This window comes from Burkholderia sp. BCC1208 (genome assembly GCF_902833095.1).
Lineage (GTDB): Bacteria > Pseudomonadota > Gammaproteobacteria > Burkholderiales > Burkholderiaceae > Burkholderia.
Map to the genome: position 1 here is coordinate 122,501 of NZ_CADFDY010000010.1, position 14,303 is coordinate 136,803.

The window sequence follows — 14,303 nt, forward strand, 5'->3', positions numbered from 1 at the left end:
CAGGACGGTCTATGACATACAATCCGTTCTTGTTGATCGAACGTCCGTATCTCGATATGTCCGAGCCCCTTCTTCCCCCGATTCCCGACGTGCACGACCTCGTCAGCGAGCTGCTGCTGGGGATGCGCCTGAGCGGCGTCCAGTACCGCCGCATCCAGGTCGCGCGGCCGTTCGGACTGAACTTCGGCCATGCGCCGGGCCGCGCGCAGTTCCATTTCGTCGTGCGCGGGCCGGTGCTGTTGCGCGACGCGTCGGGCGACACGATGCGGCTCGAGGGCGGCGACGCGATCCTGTTGCCGCACGGCGGCATGCACGCGCTGGTGTCCGATCCGGATGTGCCGTGCCGCGAGATCAACGGCTTCGAGGTCGCGAAGATCTGCGATACGGTCGCGTCGGTGGCGTCGGCCGGCGTCTCGCCCGCGACCTGCGCGACGTCGGAACCCGGCGCCGGCGACGCGCTGATCTTCAGCGCGTGCATGGAACTCGACCTCGGCGGCATGCAGCCGCTGGTCGGCACGATGCCCGAGTTCATGCACGTGGGCACGTTGCTCGCGCGCTACCCGGAAATCCGCCCGATGCTCGATGCGATGGAGCGCGAAGCGTGCACCGCGCGCGCGGGTTTCGCGGGCATCCTCGCCCGGCTCGCGGACGTGGTCGCGGCGTTCATCGTGCGCGGCTGGGTCGAGTGCGGATGCGGGGACGCCACGGGCTGGGTGCAGGCGCTGCGCGAGCCGAAGCTCGGCCGCGCGATCGTCGCGCTGCATCGCGACCCGGGCCGCAACTGGAGCGTCGCGGAACTCGCGACCGAAGCGGGCGTGTCGCGCTCGGTGTTCGCCGAGCGCTTCCTCGCGGCCACCGGGATGACGCCCGTGCGTTACCTGACCGAGCTGCGGATGCGGCTCGCCGCGCAGTGGATCGCGCGCGACCGCGAGACGATCGAAGCCGTCGCGTACCGGCTCGGCTACGGTTCGCTCGCCGCCTTCAGCCGTGCGTTCAAGCGCGTGGTCGGCAAGCCGCCGGGCGCCGTGCGCGCGGACGGCGACGTGCCCGCCGAAGCGTAACGCCCGACGCGCGGCGCCGACGCCTGTGGCGGTGGCGGCCCGCCGGGCGTCACTTCAGCGCGTCGAGCCGGTCGACCAGCGCCGTCGCGCACTGCACGGCGAGCGCCGCGCACTGCTGCGCATCGACTGCCGCGCCGGTCGCGACCGTCCCCTGCACGATCCGCCCCAGCAATTCCTTCGCGAGTTCGGCGATTTCGCGGTCCCGCTCCGTCATGATGTCCCTCCTGCGCGTCGGCGATTGCGGTCATTCGCCCGTCCGGAGCGAACGCCGTGCCCGCGCCGCTCAACGTGGCTTCGCCCGCACGACGATCTGCGCCTGCGTGTCGCGTTCGATGCGCTCGAGCGACGCGCGCAGCGCGGCGAACTCGTCCGGCGTGCACACCTGCCGGCCGAAATCCGCCTTCATCCGCCGCGTCACCTGCACGACCCGCGCGGCCGCATCGAACACGTAATGCGAGGTGAAGTCGACGAAACGGTCGTGCACGGCCGCATCGGCCGGCAGATCGGTCACGGCGACGCCCGCCGGCAACGCGATCTGGCCGGTCTCGTCGAACGTGCCCCCGAGGCAGCCCCACGGCTGCGTGCGCACGGGCTCGGCCAGCCAGGTCTCGACCTGCGTCGCGATGCCGCCCGTCAGACTCGACAGCGCGGGCAACGCGGTCGTGCCGTCCGGCCACACGAAATGATCGAGCGTGCCGGTAACGGTCACGTCGAACGGGCCCTCGGACACGCGCCGGTCGCTGGTCGACAGTTGCGCGCGGCCGCGCAGGCCGCTTTGCCGCAGGCGCTCGTTCGCGAGTTGCGCGATGCGGTCGCGCGACGCGCGGCGAAACAGGTTGCGTTCGAGTTCGGCCGTCCAGCCGTCGTCCTCGACGTAAGCCTGAAAACGCGCGGCGCCAGGCTGCGCGGCATCGATCGCAAGGCGCGCGGTGCGGGCGCGCGGCTGCGTGGCCGGCGTGCGCGACAGCACGCCCGTATCGACCAGCAGCGCGGGCCGATCCATCACGATCGGCGGCAGGTAGCCGAACGCGATGCCGGCCGTCGTCGTATCCGCGTAGCGCCCGAGATCGGGTAGCCACGTGATCGCATGATTGATCGCGCCGCCGCCGTAGCCGGGCACCGATGGCAGCGTGTACACGGCGCCGAGATTGATCAACACCGGTTCGCTGCGAATGCCGACCGCCGCCAGCAACGCGCCGAACAGCGCGACATGATCCTTGCAGTCGCCGTAGCGGTTGCGCAGGATGTCGGTCACGCGATGCGGCGCGGCGGCCGTTTCGCCGAGAAACAACCCGACGTAGCGCACGTTCGCCTGCACCCAGTCGTACAGCAGGCGCGCCTTGTCGCGCGGATCGGCGGCCTCCGCCGTGAGCGCACGCGCCAGTTGCACGACGGCCGGATCGTTCGCGCTCGGGTCGACGGCTGCGTCGCGGTAGCGCGCGGCGAACGCCGCGTAGTCGGGCAGCGTCGACACGACGAGCCGGTCGCCGTAGGTCGGGTAGCCGACCGCGCCGCTCTCGATGCGATCGTACGCGCCGTGCCGGTAGTCGAATTCGTAGCGCGTGCGGCCGTTCGCCGTGACCGGCGGCAACGCGACGTAGCCGCGTGCGTCCGCATACAGCGGCATGTCGGCCGGCACGTCGAAGATCAGCCGCTGGCGGTCGACCGGCTCGCGCGACGGCTCGACGTAGTAGCCGAAGTAGCCGCGATTGACCGGCTTCGTGCGGGTCTTGCGGAACGCGACGCGCGTGCTCGACCCGGCTTCGACGCCGGGAAACACGACCGTGCGCAGCAGCCCGTCCTGGAACGTCGGCGCGCCGGCCGAGCGCGGCTCCTGCACGTCGCGGATGCCGTCCGCGCCGACCGGATGCGCGACGCCGTCGCGGTCGATCGTCTCGGCCGCGAGCAGTTCCACCTTCTCGAGATTCTTGTCGAACCACACGTAGCGCTGCGCGACCGCGTCGATACCGTTCGCGTCGTTCGCGCGCAGCGTCGAATCGTCGTGCTCGTCGAGCGAACCGTCGTGCTGGATCACGAATTCGTGGACGTCGCTGACGAGCGTGACGGACGCCGTCTCGCCCGCGTCGTGCGAATCGCCCGTGTCGCGCGTATCGGCCACGGCCGTACCCGCGCCGAGCGCCACGGCGCACGCGAACAGGCAGCCGGTCCATCGGGAAGGAAAACGCACCACGTCGAAACTCTCCGCGCGTTCGTTACCGGGCGTTGGCGCCGCGCGCCGGTGCGACAGCCCGCCCCGCATGACGCACGCATGACGGCCGCCCGCGCCACCCGCAGGCGTGTGCCGTCGTGCGGCCCAGTGTGGGTGACGTACCGGCGAGCGTCAAGCCGCCGGCCGCAAGGCCTGCGCGCGACCCGGCAAGCCGTGACGGCCGGCCTCGCGGGCGCCGCGGGATGGCATGTCGCGGTGCGCAGCCTTACCCGGGCGCGGTCGATTTTTATATCATGTTGTGACATATAATTCAGTCAGGCACATCGGGCGTGCGACGTCGGCGGCACGAGCAAGACACCGCCGCACGCGACACGCCGACATGGGGAAGGAGACATCATGCTGATCAACAACGATTTCGAAATCGGTTACCTCGTGATTGCATTCGCGCTGCTGGGCGTGATCCTGTTCGGCGCGTTGCTGACGGCGCTGCATCTCGAACGGTGGCATCCGAAACTGATCGGCGCCGCGCTCGGCGCGCTGCTCGGCATCGCGTTGATCGAAGCGATGCCGATGCTGACGTGACCGCGACGCGGCAGCCGTTCGTCCGGTCAGCCGCCGCGCAGGGCCGGAACGTCCCACGCCCGCCACGGAGACGCTCATGGCATCGCCACTCCGTCTGACCTATCGCCAGTGCGAGATCCGCGCGGTCGCGTTCGTCGATCCGGTGGCCGGCGAAGGGCTCGAACTCGGCGCGCTGTACCAGCCGCTCGCCGTCGTGTGCTGGCGCGATGCGCGCGGCCGCCACGAAACGCACCTGCTCGACCCGAAGCATCACGTGTTCCGCGACGACGCGGACGCGCTCAGGGTGTCGATCGCACTGGCCAAGCGCTTCATCGACACGAAGCTCGCCAGCACCTGCCTGCCCGCCGGCTGACGGCCGGTCGCGCATCCCGCGTCCCCATTCCGCCGGAGGCGACATGGAAAACGGTATCGTCCAGACCCTCGTGCTGCTCGCGATTCTCGTGTTCGCGGTGCTGTTCTTCGCGACCCGGCGCGGCCGCGACCGCACGCGCGACAGGCTGCTGCACCGCTCGCCGCGCTCGCATACGCATCGTCATCCGTAACCGCGCAGGCAATTCCGGCGCGCAAAAAAATCGGCCGACGGCACGCGCGTCGGTCGAGACGCGAAGCCATCGGCCTTTCAGCGGAGGTTCGGTTCCGCAGGCGGCACGCGCGCGCTGCGCGCCTACACGCCCCACATCACGTGCCGGCCCTGTTCATGAGCCGCACGCATCATGTCCAGCAGCGGCCACGCGCGCTGCGCGAGCCCGTTCGCATGCGGCGACGCACCATCGCGCAACCCCAGCGTCGAATACTCGTGAGCCCGTTCGCGCGCCGCATCGTCCCTGATCGCCTGTTCGAGCCGCGCGATCGCGCCCGGCAATTCGTCGGTGGAAATCACACCGCGTATGTCGAGCCCCTTGCCGACCAGCCCGAGCAGGTACTGCGCCAGATCGCGCAACATCACGATATCGGGGGCGGCGGAGGACCGAAACGTTATCAGCATCGTCATTTTCCCTTCTCGTCGCCGCGAACCCGTACGGCGCATCGCGCCGCCGGTCGCGGCGAGGCCCGTCGGCCATCCCGCCGCGCGTGAGCGCCGCCCGGTTCTTCTGAACCGGACGTTCGCCCGGCACGAGGCGCGCGTGGCGCGGCCGGGTTCGTTGGCGGCGTCGAGGCAGGATCGCGCGAAGGCCTGCTCTTATTTTATATCACAACGTGATGCATTCAAGCGTGCAGCTCGTGAATGACTGCAATCGGGCAGCACCTCTGCCACGACGCGGCATTCGCCGGGCAACGCATCTCGCGTCGACTCATTACTTGCAGTCGCCGACGCGCTTGCAGCATCTCTCCCGGCAAGGATTTGCCGTTCGATTGATCGCGGCAATGCGTCGCGCGTCTTAGCAAAACTTGTCCGGCCGTCCGGATCGCCGGATGCGACCCGGCCGCCTACCTCGATGCCGTTGCGGCGACGGTGCGCGACGTAACCGTCGAGCGCTTCTGTAACTGCATGCCGCATGGGCGGATCAAGCACGTCGGCCGCCAACCGCCCCGCTTTCCGGCATGCAGCCGCGGCCCACGCCCGGTAGCCCGGCAGCCCGGCAGCGCTTTCGGCATGTAAGCGAACGGCGTCGGCAACCCTGCGCCGGATCGGCTGCCGGCCGGCGCCGGCAGAACCGCGCCTCTCGCCCGCCCCACCGCCCTCCCTTCCGATCCCCATCGCTCTGGCCGTCGCCCCGGGCCCGCCCGGACGCGATCCGCACCGGCATCCCGTTCGTGCGTTTTTCCCCGCAATTCGACTTTTGTGCGCGCGCAACAATGGCGATGCCTCGCGCCAGGCGCCATGCGGGCACCTCGAGTCCCGCATGGCGCTTGGCGCGGCGCGCTTTAAAAACCACATCTCACGAGGACATACCATGCAACTCCAATCCCATCCGGCATGCCGGCCGTTTTACGAAGCCGGCGAACTCTCGCAACTGACCGCCTTCTACGAAGAAGGCCGTAACGTCATGTGGATGATGCTGCGATCGGAGCCGCGGCCGTGCTTCAACCAACAACTCGTCACCGATATCATTCATCTCGCACGCGCCGCACGCGACTCGGGTCTCACGTTCGACTTCTGGGTGACGGGGTCGCTCGTCCCCGAGCTGTTCAACGTCGGCGGCGACCTGAGCTTCTTCGTCGACGCGATCCGCAGCGGCCGGCGCGACCAGCTGATGGCCTACGCGCGCTCGTGCATCGACGGCGTGTACGAGATCTACACCGGCTTCGGCACCGGCGCGATCTCGATCGCGATGGTCGAGGGCAGCGCGCTCGGCGGCGGCTTCGAGGCCGCGCTCGCCCATCACTACGTGCTCGCGCAGAAGGGCGTGAAACTCGGGTTCCCCGAGATCGCGTTCAACCTGTTCCCGGGCATGGGCGGCTATTCGCTGGTCGCGCGCAAGGCGAACCGCGGCCTCGCGGAATCGTTGATCGCGACCGGCGAAGCGCACGCGGCCGAGTGGTACGAAGATCGCGGCCTGATCGACGAGACGTTCGACGTCGGTGACGCGTATCTCGCGACGCGCACCTTCATCGACGTGACGAAGCCCAGGCTGAACGGCATCCGTGCGATGCTGCGCGCCCGCGAACGCGTGTTCCAGCTGTCGCGCTCGGAGCTGATGGACATCACGGAAGCGTGGGTGCATGCGGCGTTCACGATCGAGCCGAAGGATCTCGCGTACATGGAACGCCTGGTGATGCTGCAGAACCGGCGCGTGTCGAAACTGCGCACGGTGTAACGCGACGGGCGCCGCCGACGGCCGGCGGCGCCCGTTTCCGGGGAGCGACGCTCAAGCGATCAGCCTGAGCTTTCTCGTCTCCGCGAGCCACGCCTCGAACGCCTGCGCCGGCATCGGCCGCGCGTAGTAGTAGCCCTGCGCGTGATCGACGTCGAGCTGCTTGAGGAACTCGGCTTCCGCATGCGTTTCGACGCCTTCGGCGACCACCGCGAAATTCAGCGCCTTCGCGAGCGACACGACCGAGCGCACCAGCGCCTGCGAGCGCGGATTGCGGTCGATGGCCGTGATGAAGGTGCGGTCGAGCTTGATCGCATCGAGCGGCAGGCGCGACAACTGCGACAGCGACGAATAGCCGGTGCCGAAATCGTCGAGATGGATCTCCGCGCCGAGCTGGCGGAATTGCCGCATCAGCCCGATGGCCGCTTCCTCGTCCTCGATGAAGCAGCTCTCGGTCAGCTCGATGTCGAGCAGGCCCGGCTTCAGCCCCGCGCCGTCGAGAATCGACGCGAACTGGTGGACGATGTTCATGTCCTGCAACTGCCGCGCGGACACGTTCACCGCGATCCGGATGCCGAGCCCCTTCGCCTTCCACGCGGCGGCCTGCGCGGCCGCGGTGCGCATCACCCAGCGCCCGAGCGGCGCGATCAGCCCCGACTCTTCCGCGAAACGGATGAACTCGACCGGCGCGACGAGCCCGCGATCGGGCGATTGCCAGCGGATCAGCGCCTCGACGCCGTGCACGTCGCCCGTCGCGATATCGACCACCGGCTGGTAGTGCAGCACGAACTGCTCGTCCTCGAGCGCCTTGCGCAGGTTCGTGTCGAGCCACATGTACTTCGCGACCTTCTGGTTCATCTCCAGCGAAAACACGCGATACGTATGCTTGCCCGCTTCCTTCGCGACGTACATCGCGGTGTCGGCGCTGCGGATCAGCGTCTCGAGCGAATCGCCGTGCTGCGGATACATCGCGATGCCGATCGAGCAACTCGTGTAGACCTCCATCAGCCCGAGATGGATCGGCGTGCGCAGCCGCTCGAGAATGATCTGCGCGGTCGCTTCGAGCAGCGGGCGCGTGCCGTGTTCGAACAGCACGAGGAATTCGTCGCCGCCGAGCCGCGCGAGCGTCGCGCCGGACGGCAGGCAGCCGCTGATGATCGCCGACACGTCCTGCAGCAGGCGGTCGCCGGTGATGTGCCCGTAGTGATCGTTGACGCGCTTGAAGTTGTCGAGATCGAGAAACAGGATGCCGACCTGGCCGCGCGTCAGCTCGCTCTCCTCGGCGATCGCCGTGCGGATGCGCTCGCTGATCGCATGGCGGTTCGGCAGCCCGGTGAGCACGTCGGTGGTCGCGAGCTCGGTGAGCCGCTGCTGCGCGGTGCGCTCCTCGGTGATGTCGATGCCCGAGCAGATCAGGAACTGCTCGTCGACGCCGCTGCCGCTCTGCACGAACTTGTTGCGGAACTGGAACAGGCGCGGCCCGTTGACCGTGTTGATGTAGCGCTCGACCGCGAACGACTGGTTGCTCGCGAAGAAGCCCGTGATGTTGCTGCGCGACTGCGCGCCCTGCTCGGGGCTCATGAACAGCTCGAACGCGCTGCGGCCGATCACGTCGACCTCGCGCTTGCCCGTCACTTCCTCGCACAGGCGGTTGAAGCGCTGCACCATCCCGTTGCGATCGAGGATCACGACGAGCGAATTCACTTCGGACACAACCTGCTCGGCGAACGCGAGCCCTTGCGACAGGTCGCCGGCGACGGACGCGGTATCGGAATAGGCGGACGCCGTGCCGGCCCAGTCGACCGTATTGACCTTCCTGCCGACGAGATGGAGGCTGACCGGGTTGCCGAACAGCACGATGTCGAGCACGAGGTGCGACGTGACGCCGGTCAGCGCGCGGATGCGCGCGGCCTGCTCGACCGTCAGCGCGACAGCGACATTGGTCAGCCCGCGGACCGCGGCCAGTTCGAGCGCGTTGCTGTCGCTGCCGAGACGCCAGCAGGGGCTGCGCGTACCGACATGCGCCTCGAGCACCGCGCTATCGTTTTCGTCATCCATGGACACGCCCCGATCCAAAAAAACGCACAGTGTAGACGGAGGCGAGCAGGCCCGCCGCCTTCCCGGGCCGCGCCGTGCGCGTGCCCGGCAGGGCAGCCGTGATTGCCGTGGCGGCCGCCTCGTCCCGTACTTGTTTGCAGCTGATGCAACCGGCGTTCGCGCGTGATGCGCGCAGGTTCTGCCTTACGAATGATGGAAGCCATCTTATCAAATGACGATGAAGATTGGCACTCACATTTAGAGAAGAGTGTCAAGGAATCGGGACTCGATTGGCAAGCCGGATTTTTCGTGTTTGGTCGCTTGCGTTCGGACGGACGACGCGCCGTGCATCGAGGGGGGCGTGCCGGGCAGGAACCCATGAGGGGCGGGCGTTCGAGGCCGATTCACGGATATGGGGCCGGATCTTATGACGAGACCGTGACAGCAGGGTCGAATCGCATGCCGCGATCCGGTTTCCGCCATTTTTGATTCCGTTCGCGAGTGAATGCGCAGCTTTATTCCACAGTTCGTTGCAATGTCCTTCAACCGCCCCCGCGTATCCGGCGCGGAGGCCCGCGCCGGATGCACCGCTCAGTCCGGCGCGCCGTAGCCGCCGCCGCCCGGCGTTTCGACGACGAACACGTCGCCCGGCGCCATCTGCGCGCGGCCGATGTGATCGAGCGCCTCGACCGTGCCGTCCGCCCGCTCGATCGTGTTGCGGCCGAGCGCGCCGGCCTTCCCGCCCGCCGCGCCGAACGGCGCATGGATCCGGTTGTTCGACAGGATCGACGCGGTCATCGGCTCGAGGAAGCAGATGCGCCGCACCGCGCCGTCGCCGCCGCGCCAGCGCCCGCCGCCGCCCGAGCCGGCGCGGATCCGGTGCGAATCGAGCCGCACCGGATAGCGCCATTCGAGCACCTCCGGATCCGTGAGCCGCGAGTTCGTCATGTGCGTCTGCACCGCGCCGACGCCCGCGAAGCCGTCGCCCGCGCCGCTGCCGCCCGCGATCGTCTCGTAGTACTGGTACCGATCGTTGCCGAATGTGAAGTTATTCATCGTGCCCTGGCTCGACGCGACGCAGCCGAGCGCGCCGTACAGCGCGTTGGTGATCGCCGACGACGTCTCGACGTTGCCCGACACGACGGCCGCCGGGTATTCGGGGTTCAGCATCGAGCGGGCCGGCACGATCACGGTCAACGGCTTCAGGCAGCCGGCGTTCAGCGGGATGTCGTCGCCGACCAGCGTGCGGAACACGTACAGCACCGCCGCCATGCAGACGGCCTTCGGCGCGTTGAAGTTGTTGTCGAGCTGCGCGGACGTGCCGGTGAAGTCGATCTCCGCACACCGCGCCGCGCGGTCGACGCGAATCGCGACGCGAATCTCCGCGCCGTTGTCGAGCGGGTAGCGGTACGCGCCGTCCTGCAGCGCGCCGATCACGCGCCGCACGGCTTCTTCCGCGTTGTCCTGCACGTGCCCCATGAACGCGAGCACGACGTCGCGGCCGAACTGCGCGACCATCCGGCGCAATTCGTCGACGCCCTTCTGATTCGCGGCGACCTGCGCGCGCAGGTCGGCCATGTTCTGCTCGACGTTGCGCGCGGGGTAGCGGCCGGATGCCAGCAGCGCGCGCGTCTCGGCGTCGCGCAGCACGCCGGCCGACACGAGCTGCCAGTTGTCGATCAGCACGCCTTCCTCGTCGATATGGGTCGAATCGGGCGGCATCGAGCCCGGCGTCGTGCCGCCGATGTCCGCGTGGTGGCCGCGCGAGCCGACGTAGAACAGCGGCGCGTCCGAGCCGTCCGCGAACACCGGCGTGATGACCGTCACGTCCGGCAGGTGCGTGCCGCCGTGGTACGGGTCGTTCAGCATGAACACGTCGCCGTCGCGCATGCGGCCGCGGTTGCGCTCGATCACCGTCCGGATGCTTTCGCCCATCGAGCCGAGGTGCACGGGCATGTGCGGCGCGTTCGCGATCAGGTTGCCGTCGCCGTCGAAGATCGCGCACGAGAAGTCGAGCCGCTCCTTGATGTTCACCGAGTACGCGGTGTTCTGCAGCCGCAGCCCCATCTGCTCGGCGATCGACATGAACAGGTTGTTGAAGATCTCGAGCCGCACCGGATCGGCGTCGGTGCCGAGCGAGCGGCGCGTCGGCAGCGGCGTCGTACGCGTCAGCACGAGGTTGCCCTGGGCGGTCATCCCGGCGCGCCAGCCGGGCTCGACGACGGTCGTGCCGTTCTTCTCCGCGACGATCGCCGGGCCGTCGATCGCGTCGCCGGCGCGCAGCGTGTCGCGCACGTACAGCGCCGCGTCGTGCCAGCGGCCGCCGGAATAAAAGCGCACGGCCGTGTGTGCCTGCGGCGCCGCGCCTTCCCCGCGCGGCGCGAGCCGCGCGAGGTCGACCGGTGCGTCCGAGCGGCCGATCGCCTCGACCGACGCGAGCTCGGCGACGAGCGGCGTGCCGGGCATCAGGAACGCGTAGCGCTGCCGGTACGCGGCCTCGAACGCCTGCTGCATCGCGGCGACGCTGCCGGCCGGCACGTCGAGCGCCGAATCGGTGCCCTGGTAGCGCAAGTGCACGCGCCGCTCGGTCGCGATCCGCTCCGGCGGCACGCCCTGTTCGAGCAGCGCACCGATGGCCTCGTCGGCCAGCCGGTCGAGCGCCGCGTTCAGCGCCGGCAGCGACGCGTCGGTCAGCACGGCCTCGACCGCGCGCTCGCGCATCGCGGTCTGGTCGGCCAGCCCCATCCCGTATGCGGACAGCACGCCCGCGAGCGGATGCGCGAACACCTGCGTCATCCCGAGCGCATCGGCCACGCCGCACGCGTGCTGGCCGCCCGCGCCGCCGAACGTCGCCAGCACGTAGCGCGACACGTCGTGGCCGCGCTGCACGGAAATCTTCTTGATCGCGTTCGCCATGCTGCCGATCGCGATCTCCAGGAAACCTTCGGCAAGCGCCTCGGGCGTCTCGCGCCGCCCGGTCGCCGCGTGAATTTCATCGGCGAGCGCCGCGAACTTCGCGACCACGCCGTCGCGGTCGAGCGGCTGGTCCGCATGCGGGCCGAACACGCGCGGGAAATGATCGGGCTGGATCTTGCCGAGCATCACGTTGCAGTCGGTCACCGTCAGCGGGCCGCCGCGCCGGTACGCGGCCGGCCCCGGGTTGGCGCCGGCCGATTCGGGCCCCACGCGCAGCCGCGCGCCGTCGAAGCCGAGCACCGAGCCGCCGCCCGCGGCGACCGTATGGATGCTCATCATCGGCGCGCGCATCCGCACGCCGGCCACCTGCGTCTCGAACGCGCGCTCGAATTCGCCGTTGTAGTGCGACACGTCGGTCGACGTGCCGCCCATGTCGAAGCCGATCACGTGGCCGAAGCCGGCCGCGCGCGCCGCGCGCACCATCCCGACGATGCCGCCGGCCGGTCCCGACAGGATCGCGTCCTTGCCCTGGAACGCATCGGCGCGCGTCAGCCCGCCGCTGCTCTGCATGAACTGCAGGTTCACGCCCGGCATCTCGTGCGCGACCTGCTCGACGTAGCGGCGCAGGATCGGCGACAGGTACGCGTCGACCACGGTCGTGTCGCCGCGCGACACCATTTTCATCAGCGGCGACACCTCGTGCGACACCGACACCTGCGTGAAGCCGATGCGGCGCGCGAGTTCGGCCAGCGCGCGTTCGTGCGCGGTATGGCGGTAGCCGTGGATCAGCACGATCGCGAGCGCGCGCACGCCGTCGTCGAACACGCGGCGCAACGACGCTTCGGCACCCTGAACATCGAGCGGCACGACCACGTCGCCATGCGCGCCGACGCGCTCGTCGATCTCGACGACCGTCTCGTACAGCGCGTCGGGCAGCACGATCTCGAGATCGAACAGCCGCGGCCGGTTCTGGTACGCGATGCGCAGCACGTCGCGAAAGCCGCGCGTCGTCGCGAGCGCGGTGCGTTCGCCCTTGCGTTCGAGCAGCGCGTTGGTCGCGACCGTCGTGCCCATCTTCACCATGTCGACCCGCTCGGGCGTGATCGGCTCGCCGGCCGCGAGGCCGAGCAGGTGGCGGATGCCGGCCACGGCCGCGTCGCGGTACTGCTCGGGGTTCTCCGACAGCAGCTTGTGCGTGACGAGCGTGCCGTCGGGCCGCCGCGCGACGATGTCGGTGAACGTGCCGCCGCGGTCGATCCAGAATTGCCAGCGCGCGGTGTCGGAGGGAACGGGGGAAAGGTGTCGGTCGGTCATGATGGTCGATGCGTCGTTGAATCGAGGGACGAGCGCCGCCGCACGGCGCGCGTCGCGCGCCGCGTGGGGGTACCGGTAAAAAGGGGAAAAAGGGAGAAAGCGCCGCGCGGGCCGCTGCCGCTTACGCGGCGTCGAGTTCGCGGCCGCGGGTCTCGGGCAGCGTCAGCGCGGCGACGATCACCACGCCGTACGCGGCGACCGCGAAGATGCCGATGCTCGTGCCGAGCCCGTACTGCTTGGCCAGCGCGCCGATCAGGAACGGGAACAGCGCACCGATCGCGCGGCCCACGTTGTAACAGAAGCCCTGGCCGGAACCGCGCACGCGGGTCGGGAACAGCTCGGTGAGGAACGCGCCCATCCCCGAGAAGATGCCCGATGCGAAGAAGCCGAGCGGGAAGCCGAGCCACAGCATCGACGCGTTGGTCAGGTGCAGCGACGTGTACGCGAATGCGATCACCATCGAGCCGACCGCGAACAGGATGAAGTTCGGCTTGCGGCCGAGGCGGTCGGTCAGGTATGCGCTCGTCAGGTAGCCGACCCACGAGCCGAGGATGATCATCGCGAGATAGCCGCCGGTGCCCATCACCGTGAGGTGCCGCTCGGTCTTCAGGAAGGTCGGCAGCCACGTCGTGATCGCGTAGTAGCCGCCCTGCGCGCCGGTCGTCAAGAGCGCCGCGCGCAGCGTCGTCGTGATCAGCTTCGGCGCGAAGATCTCGGTGAGGCGCGGCGCGTCGGCCACTTTCGCCTGTGCGGCCTTCTCCTTCGCGTAGACGTCCGGCTCCTTCACGTAACGACGGATCGCGACGACCAGCAGCGCGGGCGCGAGCCCGACGAGGAACAGCGCGCGCCACGCCTGTTCGGCCGGCAGTACCGAGAACAGCAGCGCATACAGCAGCGCGCACAGCCCCCAGCCGATCGCCCAGCCCGACTGCACGAGGCCGACCGCCTTGCCGCGGTCGCGCGCGCGAATCACCTCGCCGATCAGCACCGCGCCGGCCGTCCATTCGCCGCCGAAGCCGAAGCCCATCAGCGCGCGCGCCGCGACCAGTTGATGGTAGTTCTGCGCGAGCCCGCACAGCGCGGTGAACACCGCGAACCACAGCACCGTGAGCTGCAGCGTGCGCACGCGGCCGATCCGGTCGGACAGGATGCCGGCGATCCAGCCGCCGAGCGCCGACGCGAGCAACGTGATCGTGCCGATGAAGCCCGCGTCGGCGAACGAGATGCCCCAGGTCGCGACGAGCGTCGGGATCACGAACGACAGCATCTGCGTGTCCATTCCGTCGAGCATGTAGCCGACCTTGCAGCTCCAGAACGCGCGGCGCTCGCGCGGCTGCGCCTCCGCATACCACGCGAACAGGCCGCTGCGCTCGTGGCTCGCGGGCTCGGCGGCGGGCGCCGCGAGGGTCTTGCTTTCCATGGTGATGCTCCTGTCGTGATGCGCCGTCAAATGGCGTGTGGTGCGGT

The 14,303-nt window shown here is 69.2% G+C and carries 11 protein-coding genes; 5 read left to right on the top strand and 6 right to left on the bottom strand.

Annotated elements, in window-relative coordinates; genetic code table 11:
- Nucleotides 1-11: 11 nt before the first annotated feature.
- The gene (locus tag HWX09_RS24105) at nt 12-1,061 is read left to right on the top strand and encodes an AraC family transcriptional regulator (RefSeq protein WP_027782286.1); all 1,050 of its coding nucleotides are present in this window, start codon (nt 12-14) and stop codon (nt 1,059-1,061) included.
- A 49-nt stretch (nt 1,062-1,110) separates the two neighbouring features.
- Here the strand turns inward: HWX09_RS24105 and HWX09_RS24110 are convergent, their stop codons facing one another.
- Entirely contained in the window at nt 1,111-1,275 is a 165-nt protein-coding gene (locus tag HWX09_RS24110) for a hypothetical protein (protein WP_175888597.1), read from the bottom strand.
- 69 nt (nt 1,276-1,344) lie between these two features.
- The gene (locus tag HWX09_RS24115) at nt 1,345-3,252 is read right to left on the bottom strand and encodes a DUF3857 and transglutaminase domain-containing protein (RefSeq protein WP_027782285.1); all 1,908 of its coding nucleotides are present in this window, start codon (nt 3,250-3,252) and stop codon (nt 1,345-1,347) included.
- A gap of 375 nt (nt 3,253-3,627) precedes the next feature.
- Here HWX09_RS24115 and HWX09_RS24120 point away from each other — a divergent pair, with 375 nt between their 5' ends.
- The 3 genes from HWX09_RS24120 to HWX09_RS24130 all read left to right on the top strand — a co-directional run bounded on the left by HWX09_RS24120 (nt 3,628) and on the right by HWX09_RS24130 (nt 4,355).
- Entirely contained in the window at nt 3,628-3,813 is a 186-nt protein-coding gene (locus tag HWX09_RS24120; RefSeq protein ID WP_027782284.1) for a hypothetical protein, read from the top strand.
- Nucleotides 3,814-3,889: 76 nt separating this feature from the next.
- Nucleotides 3,890-4,165, top strand: coding sequence for a hypothetical protein (locus HWX09_RS24125; RefSeq protein WP_027782283.1), 276 nt, complete (start codon nt 3,890-3,892; stop codon nt 4,163-4,165).
- A gap of 43 nt (nt 4,166-4,208) precedes the next feature.
- Nucleotides 4,209-4,355: a hypothetical protein gene (locus tag HWX09_RS24130; protein WP_175888598.1), complete on the top strand. Its 147-nt coding sequence runs from the start codon at nt 4,209-4,211 to the stop codon at nt 4,353-4,355.
- A gap of 122 nt (nt 4,356-4,477) precedes the next feature.
- Here the strand turns inward: HWX09_RS24130 and HWX09_RS24135 are convergent, their stop codons facing one another.
- Complete coding sequence (locus tag HWX09_RS24135) at nt 4,478-4,798, bottom strand: DUF1840 domain-containing protein (protein ID WP_027782282.1); 321 nt, start codon at nt 4,796-4,798, stop codon at nt 4,478-4,480.
- Between the two features lie 910 nt (nt 4,799-5,708).
- On the opposite strand from HWX09_RS24135, the gene HWX09_RS24140 reads away from it, so the two are divergent.
- The gene (locus HWX09_RS24140) at nt 5,709-6,572 is read left to right on the top strand and encodes a crotonase/enoyl-CoA hydratase family protein (protein ID WP_027782281.1); all 864 of its coding nucleotides are present in this window, start codon (nt 5,709-5,711) and stop codon (nt 6,570-6,572) included.
- A 51-nt stretch (nt 6,573-6,623) separates the two neighbouring features.
- Here HWX09_RS24140 and pdeR read toward each other — a convergent pair whose 3' ends face one another.
- The 3 genes from pdeR to HWX09_RS24155 all read right to left on the bottom strand — a co-directional run bounded on the left by pdeR (nt 6,624) and on the right by HWX09_RS24155 (nt 14,256).
- Nucleotides 6,624-8,627: a cyclic di-GMP phosphodiesterase gene (pdeR, locus tag HWX09_RS24145; protein ID WP_027782280.1), complete on the bottom strand. Its 2,004-nt coding sequence runs from the start codon at nt 8,625-8,627 to the stop codon at nt 6,624-6,626.
- Between the two features lie 570 nt (nt 8,628-9,197).
- The gene (locus tag HWX09_RS24150) at nt 9,198-12,836 is read right to left on the bottom strand and encodes a hydantoinase B/oxoprolinase family protein (RefSeq protein ID WP_027782279.1); all 3,639 of its coding nucleotides are present in this window, start codon (nt 12,834-12,836) and stop codon (nt 9,198-9,200) included.
- Between the two features lie 121 nt (nt 12,837-12,957).
- The gene (locus HWX09_RS24155; RefSeq protein ID WP_027782278.1) at nt 12,958-14,256 is read right to left on the bottom strand and encodes an MFS transporter; all 1,299 of its coding nucleotides are present in this window, start codon (nt 14,254-14,256) and stop codon (nt 12,958-12,960) included.
- Nucleotides 14,257-14,303 lie beyond the last annotated feature (47 nt).